General features: G+C 69.6%; 16 protein-coding genes. 8 read left to right on the forward strand and 8 right to left on the reverse strand.

The annotated features are described in order from the left end of the window. Nucleotides 1–24: 24 nt before the first annotated feature. Nucleotides 25–1527, forward strand: coding sequence for a lysine--tRNA ligase (lysS, locus tag FHR82_RS17000; RefSeq protein ID WP_184811333.1), 1503 nt, complete (start codon nucleotides 25–27; stop codon nucleotides 1525–1527). Between the two features lie 127 nt (nucleotides 1528–1654). Beyond that, on the forward strand, nucleotides 1655–2005 hold the full coding sequence (locus tag FHR82_RS17005) for a histone-like nucleoid-structuring protein Lsr2 (protein WP_184811334.1): 351 nt from the start codon (nucleotides 1655–1657) through the stop codon (nucleotides 2003–2005). Nucleotides 2006–2038: 33 nt separating this feature from the next. Here the strand turns inward: FHR82_RS17005 and FHR82_RS17010 are convergent, their stop codons facing one another. Continuing rightward, nucleotides 2039–3253, reverse strand: coding sequence for an MFS transporter (locus FHR82_RS17010; RefSeq protein ID WP_184811335.1), 1215 nt, complete (start codon nucleotides 3251–3253; stop codon nucleotides 2039–2041). A 65-nt stretch (nucleotides 3254–3318) separates the two neighbouring features. Here FHR82_RS17010 and FHR82_RS17015 point away from each other — a divergent pair, with 65 nt between their 5' ends. Continuing rightward, a complete protein-coding gene (locus FHR82_RS17015; protein ID WP_184811336.1) occupies nucleotides 3319–4299 on the forward strand; it encodes an ArsR/SmtB family transcription factor in 981 nt (326 codons plus the stop codon). Nucleotides 4300–4464: 165 nt separating this feature from the next. On the opposite strand, the gene FHR82_RS17020 is transcribed toward FHR82_RS17015, so the two are convergent. Both FHR82_RS17020 and FHR82_RS17025 read right to left on the reverse strand, forming a co-directional pair. Next, nucleotides 4465–4911 (reverse strand): hypothetical protein, encoded by a 447-nt coding sequence (locus FHR82_RS17020; RefSeq protein WP_184811337.1) that lies wholly within the window; start codon nucleotides 4909–4911, stop codon nucleotides 4465–4467. 33 nt (nucleotides 4912–4944) lie between these two features. Continuing rightward, the gene (locus FHR82_RS17025) at nucleotides 4945–5523 is read right to left on the reverse strand and encodes a (2Fe-2S)-binding protein (protein ID WP_311771145.1); all 579 of its coding nucleotides are present in this window, start codon (nucleotides 5521–5523) and stop codon (nucleotides 4945–4947) included. A 539-nt stretch (nucleotides 5524–6062) separates the two neighbouring features. Here FHR82_RS17025 and FHR82_RS17030 point away from each other — a divergent pair. The 3 genes from FHR82_RS17030 to FHR82_RS47450 all read left to right on the forward strand — a co-directional run bounded on the left by FHR82_RS17030 (nucleotide 6063) and on the right by FHR82_RS47450 (nucleotide 10317). Beyond that, the gene (locus tag FHR82_RS17030; protein WP_184811339.1) at nucleotides 6063–8618 is read left to right on the forward strand and encodes an ATP-dependent Clp protease ATP-binding subunit; all 2556 of its coding nucleotides are present in this window, start codon (nucleotides 6063–6065) and stop codon (nucleotides 8616–8618) included. A 480-nt stretch (nucleotides 8619–9098) separates the two neighbouring features. Then, nucleotides 9099–9308, forward strand: a complete 210-nt coding sequence (locus FHR82_RS17035; RefSeq protein WP_184811340.1) for a hypothetical protein — start codon at nucleotides 9099–9101, stop codon at nucleotides 9306–9308. Next, nucleotides 9301–10317, forward strand: a complete 1017-nt coding sequence (locus FHR82_RS47450) for an endonuclease/exonuclease/phosphatase family protein (protein WP_184811341.1) — start codon at nucleotides 9301–9303, stop codon at nucleotides 10315–10317. Before FHR82_RS17035 ends, FHR82_RS47450 begins: the two co-directional genes overlap by 8 nt. A gap of 260 nt (nucleotides 10318–10577) precedes the next feature. Here FHR82_RS47450 and FHR82_RS17045 read toward each other — a convergent pair whose 3' ends face one another. Then, nucleotides 10578–12026 (reverse strand): M1 family metallopeptidase, encoded by a 1449-nt coding sequence (locus tag FHR82_RS17045; RefSeq protein WP_184811342.1) that lies wholly within the window; start codon nucleotides 12024–12026, stop codon nucleotides 10578–10580. Between the two features lie 85 nt (nucleotides 12027–12111). Here FHR82_RS17045 and FHR82_RS17050 point away from each other — a divergent pair, with 85 nt between their 5' ends. Continuing rightward, nucleotides 12112–12864 carry an alpha/beta fold hydrolase gene (locus FHR82_RS17050; RefSeq protein ID WP_311771119.1) on the forward strand — a complete coding sequence of 251 codons (753 nt, stop codon included), beginning with the start codon at nucleotides 12112–12114 and terminating at the stop codon, nucleotides 12862–12864. Between the two features lie 174 nt (nucleotides 12865–13038). Here the strand turns inward: FHR82_RS17050 and FHR82_RS17055 are convergent, their stop codons facing one another. The 4 genes from FHR82_RS17055 to FHR82_RS17070 form a co-directional block, all read right to left on the reverse strand. Then, the gene (locus FHR82_RS17055; RefSeq protein WP_184811343.1) at nucleotides 13039–13578 is read right to left on the reverse strand and encodes a 2'-5' RNA ligase family protein; all 540 of its coding nucleotides are present in this window, start codon (nucleotides 13576–13578) and stop codon (nucleotides 13039–13041) included. A gap of 19 nt (nucleotides 13579–13597) precedes the next feature. Beyond that, nucleotides 13598–14659 (reverse strand): peptidoglycan recognition protein family protein, encoded by a 1062-nt coding sequence (locus FHR82_RS17060; protein ID WP_225944037.1) that lies wholly within the window; start codon nucleotides 14657–14659, stop codon nucleotides 13598–13600. A 114-nt stretch (nucleotides 14660–14773) separates the two neighbouring features. After that, nucleotides 14774–15649 (reverse strand): iron-sulfur binding domain-containing protein, encoded by an 876-nt coding sequence (locus FHR82_RS17065; protein WP_184811344.1) that lies wholly within the window; start codon nucleotides 15647–15649, stop codon nucleotides 14774–14776. A 64-nt stretch (nucleotides 15650–15713) separates the two neighbouring features. Continuing rightward, the gene (locus FHR82_RS17070; protein ID WP_184811345.1) at nucleotides 15714–16205 is read right to left on the reverse strand and encodes a beta-class carbonic anhydrase; all 492 of its coding nucleotides are present in this window, start codon (nucleotides 16203–16205) and stop codon (nucleotides 15714–15716) included. Nucleotides 16206–16408: 203 nt separating this feature from the next. Between FHR82_RS17070 and FHR82_RS17075 the strand changes: the two genes are divergently transcribed. Next, the gene (locus tag FHR82_RS17075) at nucleotides 16409–17173 is read left to right on the forward strand and encodes a hypothetical protein (protein ID WP_184811346.1); all 765 of its coding nucleotides are present in this window, start codon (nucleotides 16409–16411) and stop codon (nucleotides 17171–17173) included. The last annotated feature ends 78 nt before the right edge of the window (nucleotides 17174–17251 follow it).

Consider the following 17251-nt stretch of genomic DNA (forward strand, 5'->3'; position numbering starts at 1 on the left):
ACACACGCATTACTCTGTTCTACCGTGACCGACGAAACGCAGGTACCGCAGTCCGACGACCTTCCTGAGCAGCTTCGGGTCCGTCGGGAGAAGCGGGCCCGGCTGCTTGCCGACGGCGTGGATCCATATCCAGTCGAGCTGCCGCGCACCCACGACCTGCGACAGATTCGTGAGACATATTCGGACCTCGCGCCCGACACCGCGACCGGAGATGTGGTGGGCGTCACTGGCCGGGTCATCTTTCTGCGCAATACGGGCAAGCTGTGTTTCGCGACACTGCAAGCGGGTGACGGCACCGAACTGCAGGCGATGCTGAGCCTGAACAAGGTCGGTGCGGACGCACTTTCCGACTGGAAGAGCACCGCCGACATCGGTGATCACGTTTTCGTCCGCGGCGAGGTAATCACCTCCCGCCGGGGCGAGCTGTCCGTTCTCGCCGACGAGTGGCGAATGGCCGCCAAGTCGCTGCGGCCCCTGCCGGTGGCGCACAAGGACCTGAACGAGGAAACCCGGATTCGGCAGCGGTATGTCGATCTGATCCTGCGCCCGCAGGCCCGCGAAACGGTACGCACCCGCGCGGGGGTGGTCCGCGCATTGCGCGACAGTTTCCACGGGCGCGGATTCATCGAGGTCGAGACGCCGATGCTCCAGACGCAGCACGGCGGTGCCACCGCACGGCCATTCGTCACCCGCTCGAACGCGATGAGCATGGACCTGTACCTGCGCATCGCGCCGGAGCTGTTCCTGAAGCGCTGCGTGGTCGGCGGTATCGACCGGGTCTTCGAGATCAACCGCAACTTCCGCAACGAGGGCAGCGATTCGACGCATTCCCCCGAGTTCGCGATGCTCGAGTTCTACGCGGCCTACGAGACCTACGACTCGATGGCCGTGCTGACCCGCGAGCTCATCCAGGAGTCCGCGCAGGCAGCGCTCGGTACGCAGGTCGTCACGCTCGCGAGCGGCGAGGAGTACGACCTGTCCGGCGAATGGACCAGCCTGTCGATGTACCCGTCGCTGTCCGACGCGCTGGGCTCGGAGGTCACCCCGGAAACGCCCGCCGAGCTGCTGCACAAGCACGCGGAGCGCCTCGAGCTGGAGGTCGACCCGAAACTCGGCCACGGCAAGATGGTCGAGGAGCTGTGGGAGCACCTGGTCGGCGACCAGCTGTACGCGCCAACGTTCGTGCGGGATTTCCCGGTCGAGACCTCCCCGCTCACCCGGCAGCACCGCAGTATCGACGGTGTCGCCGAAAAATGGGATCTCTACGTCCGGGGATTCGAGCTCGCCACCGGATACTCCGAGCTCGTCGACCCCGTGGTGGAACGCGAGCGCTTGACCGAACAGGCCGGTCTGCGGGCGGGTGGAGACGACGAGGCGATGCGTCTCGACGAGGACTTCCTGCGTGCGCTGGAGTACGGAATGCCCCCCAGCGGCGGCGTCGGAATGGGTATCGACCGGTTGCTGATGGCTCTCACCGGTCTCGGCATACGGGAGACGATCCTGTTTCCGCTGGTGCGCCCAGAATGAGCAACTTGCGGCTCGGGAACCACTAACCTAATCACGGATTTGCGTTAGGCTGGTTAGTGGGAGTATTTGTTATGTGCTCACGCACGTTCGCTTGGTCCCCCGTGTCGCAAACCTGAGGAGGGCGCACATGGCGCAGAAGGTCACGGTTAGCCTGGTCGACGACCTCGATGGTTCAGAGGCGGAGGAGACTGTCGAGTTCGGTTTGGACGGCGCGTTCTACGAGATCGACCTCTCCGAGGACAATGCGGAGCGGTTGCGGGACGCGCTCGCCGAATACGTCGAGCACGCGCGCCGGTCCGGTGGCCGTAAGCGCAGCGGTGGCCGAGTGGCCGTCGCGGGACGTGCCCCACGCACCGCGTCGGCGGATCGGGAACAGAACCAGGCAATGCGTGAGTGGGCCCGTAAGCAGGGCATGAACATCTCCGATCGCGGCCGAATCCCGAAGGAAGTCGCTGAGGCGTACAACGCTCAGGCCTGAGATTCACACAATCGTGCGGCGCCGGTTCCCGCATTAGGCGGGAACCGGCGATTTCGCTTCGGCCGGGCGCACCGCGAGGGCGATCCACACGGCACTGCCGAGTGTCGCCGCGCCCGCGAGTGCCATCGCGACCCCCACCGGTACCACCTCGGTCAGCCCGCCGAACACGAGTGGCCCGACACCCTGGAACGTCATCAGGCCGGTCGACAGCAACCCGAACGCCTGCCCGGTCGAGTCGTCCGGCAGCGCGTCCCGGAACCGGCCCTGCAGCCCGACGCCGAACGCGAACCCGGCGCCCAGGAACACCATGAGCACACCCGCGGTCACCGCGTTCAGGTCGAACACGAAAGCGACCAGCGGCAACCCGAGCACCGCCACCAGCACCGGCACCGCCCGCTCCCGCAGGTGCGGCGTGAACACCCTGGTCACCACCAGGTTGCCGACGAACATCCCGGCCGGGATGCACGCGAGCACGACACCGGCCGCGCCGGTGGGGAAGCCCGCGAGGGCCGCGTAGGGGATCAGCAGGCTCTCCCCGCCGATCACCAGCGCGGGCGGCAGCCAGTTCGCGAACAGCAGCCGCCGGACCACGGGGTCGACGAGCAGCTCACGCGCGCCGTGGAAGCTCTGCCGCACCAGCGACCGCTCGCTCTGCCGGCCAGGCGCGGGCAGGTCGGGCAGCGCGAGCCAGGCCCACAGGGCGGCGACGGCGTGGCAGGAAGCGGTCACCAACAGGGCCGTCTCCGACCCGACGAACGCGACCGCGAGCCCGCCGCCCGCCATCCCGATGACCTGCGCCGCCGACGACGCGAGCTGGAACAGGCCACGTCCGACGACGAACGCGTCCCCGGTCAGCACGTCGGCGGTGAGCCGCCCCGCGGTGCCGTTGAACACCGGCGCGAGGCAGCCGATGCCGGCGACCAGCAGCAGGCTCGCCCACACGGGCATGCCACCGACCGCCAGCACGGCGGCCGCGCCTGCCTCCAGCGTGTAGCCGGTGACGATCAGCAGCCGCGGCCGGACCAGGTCGGGCAGCGCGCCGATGACGAGCCCGCCGACGACCTGGGGGAGGAACGAGGCACCGAACGTCACCGCGCCGAGCAGCGCCGACCCGGTGGCCGTGAAGACCAGCACGGACAGGGCGACCGTGCGCAGGGTGTCGGCGCCGATCGCGAGGGCCCTGGTGAGGAAGACCGTGCGGTAGACCGGCACGGCCAGGACCTGGCGGAAGGTGGCTCGTTCACTCACGGCCCCAGCCTCTGCCTTCTGGTGACCGCGTCCCACTCTTTCGTGCATCGGCGTAAGGTCGCGGTGTGCTGAGGTTCGTGGCGGGCCGGGACGACCTGTTGAACAGCCGTTTCGCGCTGTCGCCGGTGACCGAGCTGGAGAACCTGCTGCGCAAGCTGTCCGGCCGCAAACGGGCGGCGCTGCCACCGGCGTGGTCGGCACGCCTGACGCCGGCCTTCCAGCGTCTGCGCGCGGAGACGGCCCTGGACGCGGTGCTCGCACTGCAGAGCGAGCGGTACGGCGCCGCGTTCGTGGTGCAGCCGCCGGCGAGCATGGCGCAGACCATCGACGACGACCTGGCCGCGCTGCGGTCGACGCCGCTGGCGCAGGCCCGCAAGGAGATCGCCGACTGCCTCGCGCGCCGTCCGGCGACCGACCCGAAGGTGCTGGCGGTCCTGGAAGACCGGCACGTGGCCACGATCATGGCGGACGCGATGGAGGCGGCCTGGCACGAGCTGGTCGCCCCGGACTGGCCGACGCTGCGGGCGGTGCTGGAGCGCGACGTGGTCCATCGCGGTGGACTGCTCAGCACGGGCGGCTGGCAGGCGGCGTTCGCGGGCCTGCACAAGAGGCTCGCGTGGCGCGACGGCGGGCTGGAGCTGAGCAGGTTCGTGGACGCGACGTACGAGCTGGATGGCGCGGGGCTCCTGCTGGTGCCCGCGGTCTTCGTGTGGCCGAACATCGGCGCGTACACCGACCCGCCCTGGCCGAAGGCGCTGGTCTACCCGGCGCGCGGCACGGCGGCGCTGTGGGACCCAGGCCCGGCGACGCCGCCGGACGCGCTGGCGTCACTGCTGGGCCGCTCCCGGGCGCGACTGCTGGTGTCCCTCTCGGACGCGGCGAGCACGACCCAGCTCGCGACGTCGCTGGGCATGGCCACGGGCGCGGTGGGCGACCACCTGGCGGTGCTGCGCAACGCGGGCCTGGTCACGAGGGCCCGCTCTGGCCGCTCCGTGCTGTACAGGAGGACGCCACTGGGCGACGCGCTGGCGGGCGGGACGCCGTGACGCCTCCGGCCCCCGGATTCCACGCTACCGGCGAGCACCGACGGGCCCGGCTCACCGGACCGGGCGCTGTGGACAACCTGGAGAGCTGTGGACAACCGCCGCGCAGCCGCGCCGCACTGTCGGTGCCGTGCCGTAGCGTGGTTCGAGGGGGCCGGAGGCCACGCCTCACCGCATCCGGCCCAGCACCTGTTCGGCGGGAATCGGCGGCTGCACCGCGATCTCGAGTACCGCGGTCGGCGTGGTCAGCCGGGTCACCCGGCAGTCCGGATCCAGCCACAACCGGCTGAGCCCGCGGATCGGGCCCGGCGAGCCCGCGGCCACCACCTGCACCGGCGTCACCGGTCGTTTCAGGAACGACATGCCACCCACGAACCGGGTGAACTCCAACCTGCCGGGCGTCGCGACCGCCGTGCCGGAGCGCCACCTCGGCCCCAGCCCCGCGTGCGACCCGTCGACCACCCGCAGCACCACCACGGCCCGCCCGGCCTGCCACTCACTCCTGGTCACCCGGTACATGGCTCGGTGGCGCAGCCGTTGCCCCGGCCCGGGCGTGTACAGGAACACGAGGACCACGGCCGCGATCACGAGGCCGACGAGCAGGTTCGTCAACACCGGTCCAGCGTGCCAAGCGGGCCTAACATCGGGCTAACTCTTCGCGCAGACCCTCGGGCACGTGTCGCAGACGCCCTGACCGGCCTCCATCAGGTAGTGGAAGCAACACGCCTCGCGCCGCCGCGTCCACCCCGTCCTGCCGTCGTCCTCGATCACAGGGCGCAGCGTGGACGCCGAGGTCAGCGGTGCGAACCGGTCCGGCAGCAGCAGGTTGGCGTCCAGCACCCCTGCCGTCTCGTCGCCCGCGTACCGGCCGACGAGCCACATCGAGTGGTCGATCGCGTCGGTCGCGGCCGCCCACAGCGTGTGCCTGCCGAACCGCACGGTCCCGCTGAACGCCGACACGAACCGGGCCGCGTGCGCGGTGAAGCGGCCGCGCAACACCGCGGCGAGGGCTTTCTCGGTGGGCACGACCGTCGCGTTGGCCGTGCCGGCGGCCGGGTCGTCCGGCAGGCAGACGAAGCTCTCGTCCAGAACCGCGATGGAATCCGGGTGGGGTCTCGGTCGAGCTTTGTGGAAGGCGAGGTGCTCCGGACGCAGCGACGGCACCCGCCGCTCGTGGTGGAAGAGCAGTGCCGCGAGGTACCCGGGGACGCCGAGGTACCACGACATCACGTAACCGGCGGTGGTCCGTTCTGGGGCCTCGCTGTAGCGATCATGCAGCCAACCTGCGAGTTCCTGTCGCCAAAGAGTGAACCGGTCGGGCGCGGAGAGTAGTTCCGCACAGTTCACCCAGCCGGTGGAATCGTCGGGTAGCCCGACGCGGACCTCGGTCCTGACCTGGCGGGACGCGGCCCGTGTGACGGATTCGACAAGCGAAGGGGCGCGCGTTTCAGTCACAAGCCGTAGGCTTGGACTGGTCCGCATGGGTATCTCCCGGGGCGTGGTTAGGTGAGCCTGACCTAACTCTAACTCACCAACAAGATCATCGCGACCCCGGTGCCGGGCGTGTTCGCGTTCAGCGGACAACCACCTCTGGCGGAATCCGTCCACGTCGTCGCACGTTGTTCCTCACGAAGGCCGCGGATAGCCGCAAGTGGTACTGAGAGCGACAGGCTGGACGACTACAGTGGTCTTCACGGTGCTGACCCACCGCACAAGAGAAAGATGCGGTGAAGTAAGGGCCGCCGGCGCAGCAGTCAGGAGTGCAGATGTTTGAGAGGTTCACCGACCGCGCGAGGCGGGTGGTTGTCCTGGCCCAAGAAGAGGCCAGGATGCTCAACCACAACTACATCGGCACCGAGCACATCCTCCTGGGTTTGATCCACGAGGGTGAAGGTGTCGCCGCCAAGGCGCTCGAGTCGCTGGGAATCGCCCTCGAGGGCGTGCGGCAGCAGGTCGAGGAGATCATCGGCCAGGGCCAGCACGCGCCGAGCGGGCACATCCCCTTCACCCCACGGGCCAAGAAGGTCCTCGAGCTCTCGCTGCGGGAAGCGTTGCAGCTCGGACACAACTACATCGGTACCGAGCACATCCTCCTCGGCCTGATCCGGGAGGGCGAGGGCGTCGCCGCCCAGGTGCTCGTCAAGCTCGGCGCCGACCTCAACCGCGTACGCCAGCAGGTGTTGCAGCTGCTGTCGGGCTACCAGGGCAAGGAGCCCGCGGAGACCGGCGGCCGCGGCGAGGGCACGCCCTCCTCCTCGCTGGTGCTCGACCAGTTCGGTCGCAACCTGACCGCGTCCGCGCGGGAGGGCAAGCTCGACCCGGTCATCGGGCGGGCCAAGGAGATCGAGCGGGTCATGCAGGTGCTGTCCCGCCGCACCAAGAACAACCCCGTGCTCATCGGCGAGCCCGGCGTCGGCAAGACGGCCGTCGTCGAGGGCCTCGCGCAGATGGTCGTCAAGGGCGAGGTGCCGGAGACGCTGAAGGACAAGCAGCTGTACACGCTTGACCTCGGCTCCCTGGTCGCCGGTTCGCGCTACCGCGGTGACTTCGAGGAGCGCCTGAAGAAGGTGCTCAAGGAGATCCGCACGCGCGGCGACATCATCCTGTTCATCGACGAGATCCACACGCTCGTCGGTGCGGGTGCCGCCGAGGGCGCGATCGACGCGGCCTCGATCCTGAAGCCGATGCTCGCCCGCGGTGAGCTGCAGACGATCGGCGCGACCACGCTCGACGAGTACCGCAAGTACGTCGAGAAGGACCCCGCGCTGGAGCGCCGCTTCCAGCCGATCCAGGTCGGCGAGCCGACGCTCGAGCACACGATCGAGATCCTCAAGGGCCTGCGGGACCGGTACGAGGCGCACCACCGCGTCACGATCACCGACCCGGCGCTGGTGGCCGCGGCGACCCTCGCCGACCGGTACATCAACGACCGGTTCCTGCCGGACAAGGCGATCGACCTGATCGACGAGGCCGGCGCCCGGATGCGCATCCGCCGCATGACCGCGCCGCCGGACCTGCGCGAGTTCGACGAGAAGATCGCCGACGTGCGCCGTGAGAAGGAGAGCGCGATAGACGCGCAGGACTTCGAGCGGGCCGCCAAGCTGCGGGACTCGGAGAAGACGCTGCTCGGCCAGAAGGCGGAGCGGGAGAAGCAGTGGAAGGACGGTGACCTGGACGTCGTCGCGGAGGTCGACGACGAGCAGATCGCCGAGGTCCTCGCCAACTGGACCGGCATCCCGGTGTTCAAGCTCACCGAGGAGGAGACCACGCGTCTGCTCCGCATGGAGGACGAGCTGCACAAGCGGATCATCGGCCAGGAGGACGCGGTCAAGGCCGTGTCCCAGGCGATCCGCCGCACCCGTGCCGGCCTGAAGGACCCGAGGCGCCCGTCCGGCTCGTTCATCTTCGCCGGCCCGTCCGGTGTCGGTAAGACCGAGCTGTCCAAGGCGCTGGCGAACTTCCTGTTCGGCGAGGACGACGCGCTCATCCAGATCGACATGGGCGAGTTCCACGACCGGTACACCGCCTCGCGGCTCTTCGGTGCCCCTCCCGGGTACGTGGGCTACGAGGAGGGCGGCCAGCTGACGGAGAAGGTCCGCCGCAAGCCGTTCTCGGTGGTCCTGTTCGACGAGATCGAGAAGGCGCACCAGGAGATCTACAACACGCTCCTGCAGGTGCTGGAGGACGGTCGCCTGACCGACGGCCAGGGCCGCACGGTCGACTTCAAGAACACCGTCATCATCTTCACGTCGAACCTGGGTACGCAGGACATCTCGAAGGCCGTGAACCTGGGCTTCTCGAGCGGTGGCGAAGGCCAGACCTACGACCGGATGAAGCAGCGCGTCGACGACGAGCTGAAGAAGCACTTCCGGCCGGAGTTCCTCAACCGCATCGACGACATCATCGTGTTCCACCAGCTCACCGAAGAGCAGATCGTCAAGATGGTGGACCTGATGATCACCCGCGTCGAGACGCAGCTGAAGAACAAGGACATGGCCATCGAGCTGACGCCGTCCGCCAAGAAGCTCCTGGCGACCCGCGGCTTCGACAAGGTGCTTGGTGCCCGGCCGCTGCGCAGGACCATCCAGCGCGAGATCGAGGACCAGCTGTCGGAGAAGATCCTGTTCGGCGAGATCCAGGCCGGCCAGATCATCATCGTCGACGTCGAAGGCTGGGACGGCGACGAGAACACGTCCACGGACAAGGCGGTGTTCACCTTCCGGGGTGAGACCAAGCCCGCCAACGTCCCGGACGCGCCGCCGGTCGACATGGCCGCGTCGAGCGGCGCGGACAGCGGCACCGACGACGCCGAGTCCGCCTGATCCGAAAGTTCTGAGGAAAGGCCGCGCTCCCTTCGAGGGGGCGCGGCCTTTCTGTTGCGACCCACCGGCCGCGCCGCGAGTTGTCCACAGCCGAGCCGGTTATCCACAGGTCTGCCCACAGCCCACCGTGACTGTCGGTGCCGCCCCGTAAGCTGGATTCCCGGGGGCCGGAGGCCGCCCCCTGACAGAGGCACGAGAACCTCGAAAACCCAAGCAACGCAAGGGGTTCCGGCGCTGCGGCGGTGCGGCGGCTGGCCTCCGGCCCCCTCGAACCACGCTACGCGATGGCACCGACACAACCGGCCGCGCCAACGTTCCGTAACCCGGGTTATCCACAGCCGACACGGTTGTCCACAGGCGCCCTGGGGACAACTCCGGAGTGTCGCCCACCGCCGTTACGCTGGATTCCGGGGGCCGGAGGCCGCGACACGACCGGCAAGCCAGCGGCGCCACCCACCCAACCTCGGGCAAGCTGTACCCATGGGGCTTGAGGACGACCCGTTCGACTGGCGGGTCACCAAGGACGGGCAGCTGCTCGTCTCCCGCGGCGGCCGGGTCGTCACCACGATCCGCGGTACCGCCGCCGACAAGCTCCTCGGCCGCCTCGAACGCGCCGGTGACGACGAGACCCAGCACCTCCTCGCCCGCGCCACCGGCAACTACAAACGCGGCAACGAACGCCGTGGGTAGGCGGAGCCAGGCAACCGACGAGGTCGACTACGCACCCGTCGACGACGTCGCCGAACCCGGTCGGCGCCGCCGGAGCGGCAAGGTCACGTTCCTCCTGGCCGTTCTCACGCTGGTGGTCCTCGCGTACGGGGTCGTCCGCGTGCTCAGCCTCGAGAACAACGCGTTCCTCATCGGCGCCATGGCACTCACGCCGTACGTGGTCGCGGGCGCCGTCATGCTCACGTTCGTCACCCTGCTGCTGCGGCGGTGGTTCCTGGGGCTGGCGGTCCTCGTCGTCACGCTGTCGCTGTCGTCGCTGCTCGGCCCGAGGTTCCTGGCGGAGGAACAACCGGCCGCGAACGGGCAGCACCTGCGGATCATGACAGCCAACCTCCGTGCGGGCCTGGCCGACGCGCGCACGCTCGTCGACCTGGTCCGCAGGCACGAGATCGACGTGCTGACCATGCCGGAGCTGACCCCGGCCGCGGTGTCCGCTTTGGACAGAGCAGGCCTGTCGAAGTTGTTGCCCCACCACGTTTTCGACGAACGCCCAGGTGGTGACGGCTCCGGCATCGCGTCGAACCTGCCGCTGCGCCAGATAGTTCTCGTCGACGACAGCACCCTGTCGCAACCGTCGGCGGTGGTGGACCTGCCGGGCCGCGAGGACATCGAAGTGACCGCGGTGCACGTCCAGCCGCCACTGACGGGCCCCGACGCCCGCACGTGGCGGCAAGAACTCGACGAGCTCCCGAAGTCCACAACGGACAAGCGACCACGAATCCTGGCGGGCGACTTCAACGCCACACTCGACCACGCCGCCTTCCGCGACCTGGTCGACCACGGCTACGCCGACGCGGGCGAGGAGACCGGCGAAGGCATGCAGACCACCTGGTCGTCCTGGCCGACGGGTCCACCACTGACGATCGACCACATCGTGACGGACGTCCGCTGCGCGATCAGCAGCTACGCCGTGTACGACCTGCCGCACAGCGACCACCGCGCGGTCATGGCCGAGGTCATCCTCCCGTAGGGACGACCACCCCGACCATGATCAACGGCGGCCGTCGGCCCCCCGAAATCCAGCGTAGCGGGGAGGGGCGACAGTTTCCGCGCGTTCCGCGGTCGCTGTGGACAACTCAGGTCGCTGTGGACAACCAGCACGGCCGCTGCTGTGTCCACCAACGTTTGCCGGTCCTTCGGACACCGCCAGAGCCGCAAAAGGCGCGCGCGGGGCGTGAGCCCCACACCACTCCCGAGGCTGCCTGCCATCCCAGAGATGGGGACACAGCACTACTTGCGCAGCGGCCCCGGGTACAGGTACTCGTCCGCCGGCTGCGTGTCGTCGCGGAACCAGGCTTCGAAGAAGTCGGTCAGGTCGCGGCCCGCGATCTCGGACACGAACTTCTCGAACTGCGGCCACGACGCGTTGGCGTCGCGGTGCTTGGTCGGCCAGTCCTTCAGGACCTTGTTGAACGCGTCCTCGCCGATCTCGCGGCGCAGGGCGTGCAGTGCGAGTGGGCCCTTCTCGTACACGGCGCCGAACTCGTTGCCCGCGCCCATGTCGTACAGCTTGCCCGACCACAGGTCGTCGGTGCTCCTGGCGACCTCCACGCGGTACTGCTCGTCCAGGTTCGCGCCGTATTTCGCTTCGTCCCACAGCCACTGGGCGTAGCTCGCGAAGCACTCGTTCAGGCAGATGTCCTTCCACTCGGACACCGTCACCGAGTTGCCCCACCACATGTGTGCGTTCTCGTGCACCACCACGGGCTCTTCCGCCCACGCCGCGTAGATGGGCCTGCCCTGGGTCTCCAGCGAGAAGCCGATGTTCTCGTTGATGTAGATCCCGCCTGCCGCCGACTGCGGGTACGGACCGAACTTCGTCTCCAGGAACGCGATGATCTCGGGGAGCTTCGACTCGACCGACTTCTTGTCCTCGGCGCCCGGCGCGTACGCGCTGACGACCGGTGTGCCGCTGGGGAGCGTCGACCGTTCGAAGGTCCACTTGTCGATGCCGACCGTCGTCAGGTACGTCGCTATGCGGGTGGGCTCGTTCCAGTGGTACGTGGTCCAGCCGTCGCCACCGGGCGTGGCGGGGGACTCGACACCGTTCGAGACCACGCTCCACCCGTTCGGTACCCGCGCGTCGAGCTTGAACGTCGCCTTGTCCTTCGGGGTGTCGTTCGCCGGGTACCAGGACGTCGCCGAGTGGGGCTCGCCCGCCGCGAACGCGCCGCCGGACGACGACAGCTGCCAGCCGTTCTCGCCCAGCGAGCCCTGCCGCGCGGCTTCCGGGACGCCGTCGTACCGCACCCGGGTCGTGAACGTGTCGCCCTCCGCGACCGGGCTCGACGGGGTGATGACGAGTTCGTGGTCGCCCTCACGGGCGAACTCCGCCTCCGCGTCGCCGACGGTCACCGCCGACACTTCCAGGCCCTGCAGGTCCAGGTTGAACTCCGGCAGCTCCGCGCTCGCCTTCGCCGTCACCAGGGTGTCGCCCTGCAACGCCTTCGTGCCGGGGTCGTAGGTGATCTGCACGTGGTACGCGGTGACGTCGTAGCCCGGGTTGCCGTCCTCCGGGTAGTACGGATCGCCAGCACCGTCACCGCCGGGGGCCTGCGCCGCCGGTGGCGCCTCGTCCGGTGCGGGCGACCCCTCGTTCGTCCGCGAGACCGTGCAGGCGGCCAGACCCGTCGCGGCCAGCGTGAGGCAGAGAACGCGCACGGCCGTGCGGTGGTGCATGGTGAACAGCTCCCGATCGTCGGTGACCCGGACATCATGACCGACCGGATGTGATGCGTGGGTTGGTTCGGTGCAACCATCGGACGTGCACATTGTCGAGTTCGGCGGTGACGGCCCCGGGATCCTGCTCCTCCACGGCCTGATGGGCCGCGCGACCACCTGGTGGGAAGCGGCGAAGTGGATGAGCCACTACGGCCGGGTCGTCGGCCTCGACGCGCGCGGGCACGGCCGCAGCCCGCACCGCGGCGGCGGCTGGCGCACCGAGGACTTCGTCGACGACGCCGCCGAGGTCCTGCGCGACCTCGGACCCAGCACCGTCGTCGGGCACTCGATGGGCGGGCTGCACGCGTGGTGCCTCGCCGCCACCCACCCGGACCTGGTCCGCGCGGTCGTCGTCGAGGACATCGCGCCCGACCAGCGCGGCAAGACCGTCGACCCGTGGAAGGCGTACTTCGAGTCGTGGCCGGTGCCGTTCCGGTCGCTGGCGCACGTGCGGGAGTTCTTCGGGGACCTCGGCGACTGGTTCACCGAGTGCGTGGAGGAACGCGCGGACGGCTACCACCTGATCGCCGACCTCGAGGACCTGTACGAGATCGCGAACGAGTGGGGCCGCCGCGACTACTGGCCGTTCGTCGAGCGGGTCCGCTGCCCGATGCTGGCGATCGAGGCCGAGCACAGCGCGATGCCGCCCGGGCAGATGGCCGAGCTGCCGAAACGCGCGGGCGGCGAGGTGCGCCACCTGGTCGTGGCAGGCGCGGGCCACGTCGTCCACCACGACCAGCCCGCCGTCTACCGGGGCGCGGTCGAGGCGTTCCTGTCGGGTGTGCTGAACCGCTAGCGGCGGCGGTCCCGCAGCGAGCGCGGCAGTTCGGCGGGTGTGTCGCGGTAGCCGAGGATGTTCGACTGCGACGAGGTGGGCCGCACCATGAAGGAGCCGCCGAAGTCGTCTTCCTCCTCGACCGGTGCCGGACGGGCGGGCTCCGGAGGAGGCGCACCCGGCGCAGCTCTTCACTCATGACCCGTCCTCCAGATCGCGTAGGACGTCAGTCTCACCCGTGTGGGTGTCGACGACCACGATCTCGGTGATCTTCGCCTTGATCGACGCTACCGGGTACAGCGCGGCGAAGCCCGCCGTCATCTCTGCCGGTTCGAGATCGCGCGCGAGCACGCAGCGCGGCATCCACGAACCGGGCAGATAGCGCGCGACCGGCTGTTTCACCCGTTTCGCCAGCACGTCGTGTACCGCGGAGTGGACGGCGAGCAGCTCGGTGTCGACGACGGCGGTCAGCGCCAGCTCGCCGTCGGCGGCGGTCAGGATCGACAGCCACAGCGACGGGATCGACAGCAGCCGAAGGTCGTCCCGCAGCGCCGCGCGGGTGGCCGCGGGGATCGTGCCCGCGGCCGCGAAGGTGACGTGCGGTGACGTGGCGGGGCTGGGGACACCGCTCGAGATGCCGTTGCTCGAGATGTGGTTGTCCGCCAGCCGCCGCCACAGTCCTCGGACGGCGGCGTCCGCGTCGCCGTCGAAGTGGAACTCCAGCGCCTGCGCCATGCACGCAGGGTGCCAGGTGTCAGGCCAGGAGCCGCTGCCAGGTCGGGGTGTCGACGGTGGCGAACCGCTCCCCGCGCGCGGACATCAGCACCCGCGCGGCCTGCGCGGCCTCACCGGTGTCGCCCGCCCGCACGGTGCGGACCAGCAGCGGCCACGTGGTGACGCCGACGAAGCCGCTCTCGTCCGCGGACCGGCTGGCGTAGCAGGGTTCGTACGCCACCCCGTTCTCGGCCGCGAGCCGCGCCACCGCGGCGAACGTCGCGTCGCCGAACACGCCGTCCGCCTTGACCGCCACGCCGCGCGCTCGCAGGAGGTGTTGCGCGGCAAGGACCTTGTCGCTCTGCTCACCCGGCTTCAGCAGGGGCCAGGAACGCAGGGGAGCGGCGGGTGAGGCAGGCGAGGTGCCGAGCGCGGCGCGGACCGCCGCGATCAGCTCCGGCAGGCGCTCGTACAGCACCTGCCCGGGACATTCGGTGGCGTTGAAGTCGCGGTGTCCTCGGATCATGTCCGGCGAGATCCCGTACGACTGCGCGATGTAGGCGACCAGCTGCACCAGCGAGTTCCACAGCGCGACCGGGACGTCCACAGTGGAGTAGAGGCCCTCGTTCTCGATGCCGATGACCTCGCTGTTGTGGTTGCCCACGTTCGCGCCCTGCACGTGCCGCGTGCCGCCGTCGAGGATCTCGACGCTGCGGTGGCGGCCTTCGGTGATGTGCCCGCCGCGGCTGTTGGTCAACTGCTGGCCGCTGTCGATCCAGCCGCGGCCGTCCATGTGGAAGTTCTGGATGCCGCGCGAGATCTGGTACGCGTGCGCCAGTGACGTGTCGGACGAGTTCCCGCCCGCGGTGTGGTGCACGACGATGTAGGTCGGTTTGTGGTTCTCGACGGTGATGGTGCCGTTCGGCGGGCGCGCGCCCCACTCGCTGCAGGTGTGGATGCGCGGCCGGTCGACGGCTCTCGCGCCGACCTCCCCGAACGCGAGCGGTGCGGTGGACGTGCCGAGCACGCCCATGGCGGTGACGGTGAATCCGCCCCGTAGAAGGGCACGGCGGGATACGGCCATCTCGATCTCCCTCGACATGGGGCCATCAGACCCAGATCGGTGACTGGCATTTCCGACGGTAGTGGCGCGGTTACTCGAAGACAAGAGTTCCCCAATTGCCAGAGAATTTGGTTGCCGATTCCCGGAAGTGGTTCAGTGCTCTCCGGGTAACGCGAACAAGCCGTCGGTGGTCTGTTCGACCAGCCCGTCCACCAGCAGCGAGTCGAGACATCTGTCCCGCTGCCCGGCGTCGGACCAGACGACGTCCAGTCGTGTCTTGGGGACCGGGGTCGAGGTGTCCCGCAGGACGTCCAGCAGCAGACCGCGCACCTGGCGGTCCGTGCCCGCGAACTTCTGCACGGGCTTCGCGGGGCCGGCGTAGGCCGGTTTCCCGGCGAGCTGCCACGCGCACGAGTCGTACACCGGGCAGTCGGCGCAGCGCGGGTTCCGTGCCGTGCACACGATCGCGCCCAGCTCCATCAACGCGGCCGACATCCGCGCGGCCTGCTCGTCGTCGGCGGGCAGCAGCTTCTCCGCGTCGGCCATGTCGCGCGTGTTCGAGGCGGGCCCCGCATCGCCCGCGCCGTGCACCGCGCGGGCGATGACCCGCCGCACGTTGGTGTCCACGACCGGGCAGCGCTTGCGGTACGCGAACGCGGCGACCGCACGCGCGGTGTAGGCACCGATGCCCGGCAGCGCCAGCAGGGTGTCCACATCGGACGGGACGACGTCGTCGTGCTGCTCCGCGATCACCGTCGCGGCGTCCCGCAGCCGCAGCGCGCGGCGCGGGTAGCCGAGCTTGCCCCACATCCGGAGCACGTCGGCCGGGGTGGCGGCGGCGAGCGCGGACGGGACCGGCCAGCGCGCCAGCCACTCGTGCCACGACGGTTCGACGCGGGCGACCGGGGTCTGCTGCAGCATGATCTCGCTGACCAGCACGCCCCACGCCGAGCAGTCGGGCCTGCGCCATGGCAGGTCCCGTGCCTTCTCGGCGAACCAGTCGGTCAGCACGTACGCGTCGATGGTCATCGCCGACCGATGCTAGCCCGGCACGGCGGCCCGCGCGCGGAGGGCGCGGCGCCGGGGGAGCCGGTCAGATGACCTCGGTCAGCTCCGCGTTGTGCACGTCGTAGACGAACCCGCGCACGTTGTCGCGGTGGGGCACGAACGGGCTGCGCCGCACCCGCTCCACCGACTGGCGGACGCTGTCCTTGACCTCGCGAAACGCCTCGATCGCCCACGGCGGCCGCAGCTTGGTCTCCTTTTCCAGCTCGTCCTTGAACTCGTCCTCGGTGATCAGCGACAGGCCGCACGACGTGTGCTGCATGACGATGACCTCGCGGGTCTCGAGTTTGCGCTGGCTGATCGCGAGCGACCGGATCACGTCGTCGGTCACCACACCGCCCGCGTTGCGCAGGATGTGCACCTCGCCGTGCCGCAGGCCGAACACGTCGAACACCTTGATGCGCGCGTCCATGCAGGTCACGACGGCCAGGTGGAGTGATGGCACGGGTGTGGGGACCTCGGGCGCGCCGAGGTCCACGCCGGTCACGTGCCGGTGCAGGAGATCGTCGATAGCGGTCATCTGTCAGCTCCCGTGTTTCGCCGTGCCCACATTGCGGTCAAGCACTGGAAACCTGCTCGATCACCAATTGGAGCAAGGTGGCGGCCCGAGGGCAACGTGTCGTCGACAACAACTCTCCGTGGTCACTACCTGCACAAATATCCCCCTTTCGAGGCCAGGGAAGATCCAAGCGCACGCGATAGTGCGGGGTTACCGTCAGGCGCATGATCGAACCGAACGGCCCGTTGCCCCGGTCCGTGTACCGGCGCCGTCGCGCGTTCGCGGCCGGTGTTTCGGTGCTGGCCGTGGTGCTGCTGGCGTGGCTCATCGGCGGTCTCGTCGAGGCGGACGACCAGCACCCGGTGCAGGGCACGGCGAACACGGCGGACCTCGGTGGACCCGCGGCGGCCGGCTCCGTGCGGGCCACGTCGGACCGGGCGTCCGCGCCCCCGTCGAGCCCGGGCCCGGACGACCCACAAGGTTCGGTCACCGCCGGCCCCAGCCGCACCGGGCCGACGTCCGGTGCGAGCAAGCCCGCGCCGCCCGCCCCGGTCGTCACGACCACGACGACCACCCCGGCGCCGCCGCCCGGCCCGCCCAAGGCGTGCCCCGACGCGGTGATGAAGGTCGCGGCCGCGCCGGACGTGCCGTCGTACGCGGTCGGCACACGGCCGTTGCTGCGGCTGCGGATCGTCAACGCGGGCCCGGTCCCGTGCACGCGCGACGTGAACCGCGGGCTGCGGGAGATCCTCGTGATGGGCGCCGACGGCGCGCGGCTGTGGTCGAGCAACGACTGCTACGGGCCGCCGGAGGCCGACGTGCGCGTGCTGGCGCCGAACCAGCCGGTGGAGTTCTCGGTCAACTGGGCCGGGCGGACGTCCGAGCCCGGTTGCCCGCTGGACCGCAGGACCGTGCCTGCCGGTACGTACCAGGTGGTCGGCAAGCTGGGCGCGCTGGCAGGCGCACCGACGCAGCTGGTGCTGACGTAGCCGAGCCTTCGTGCCGCCGCGATGTCCTGAAAGACGCCTTCGGGGCGTTGAGTGCCCCGAAAGCGTCTTTCGAGAGAT

The sequence above is a fragment of the Actinophytocola algeriensis genome, assembly GCF_014203735.1.
Taxonomy (GTDB): domain Bacteria; phylum Actinomycetota; class Actinomycetes; order Mycobacteriales; family Pseudonocardiaceae; genus Actinophytocola; species Actinophytocola algeriensis.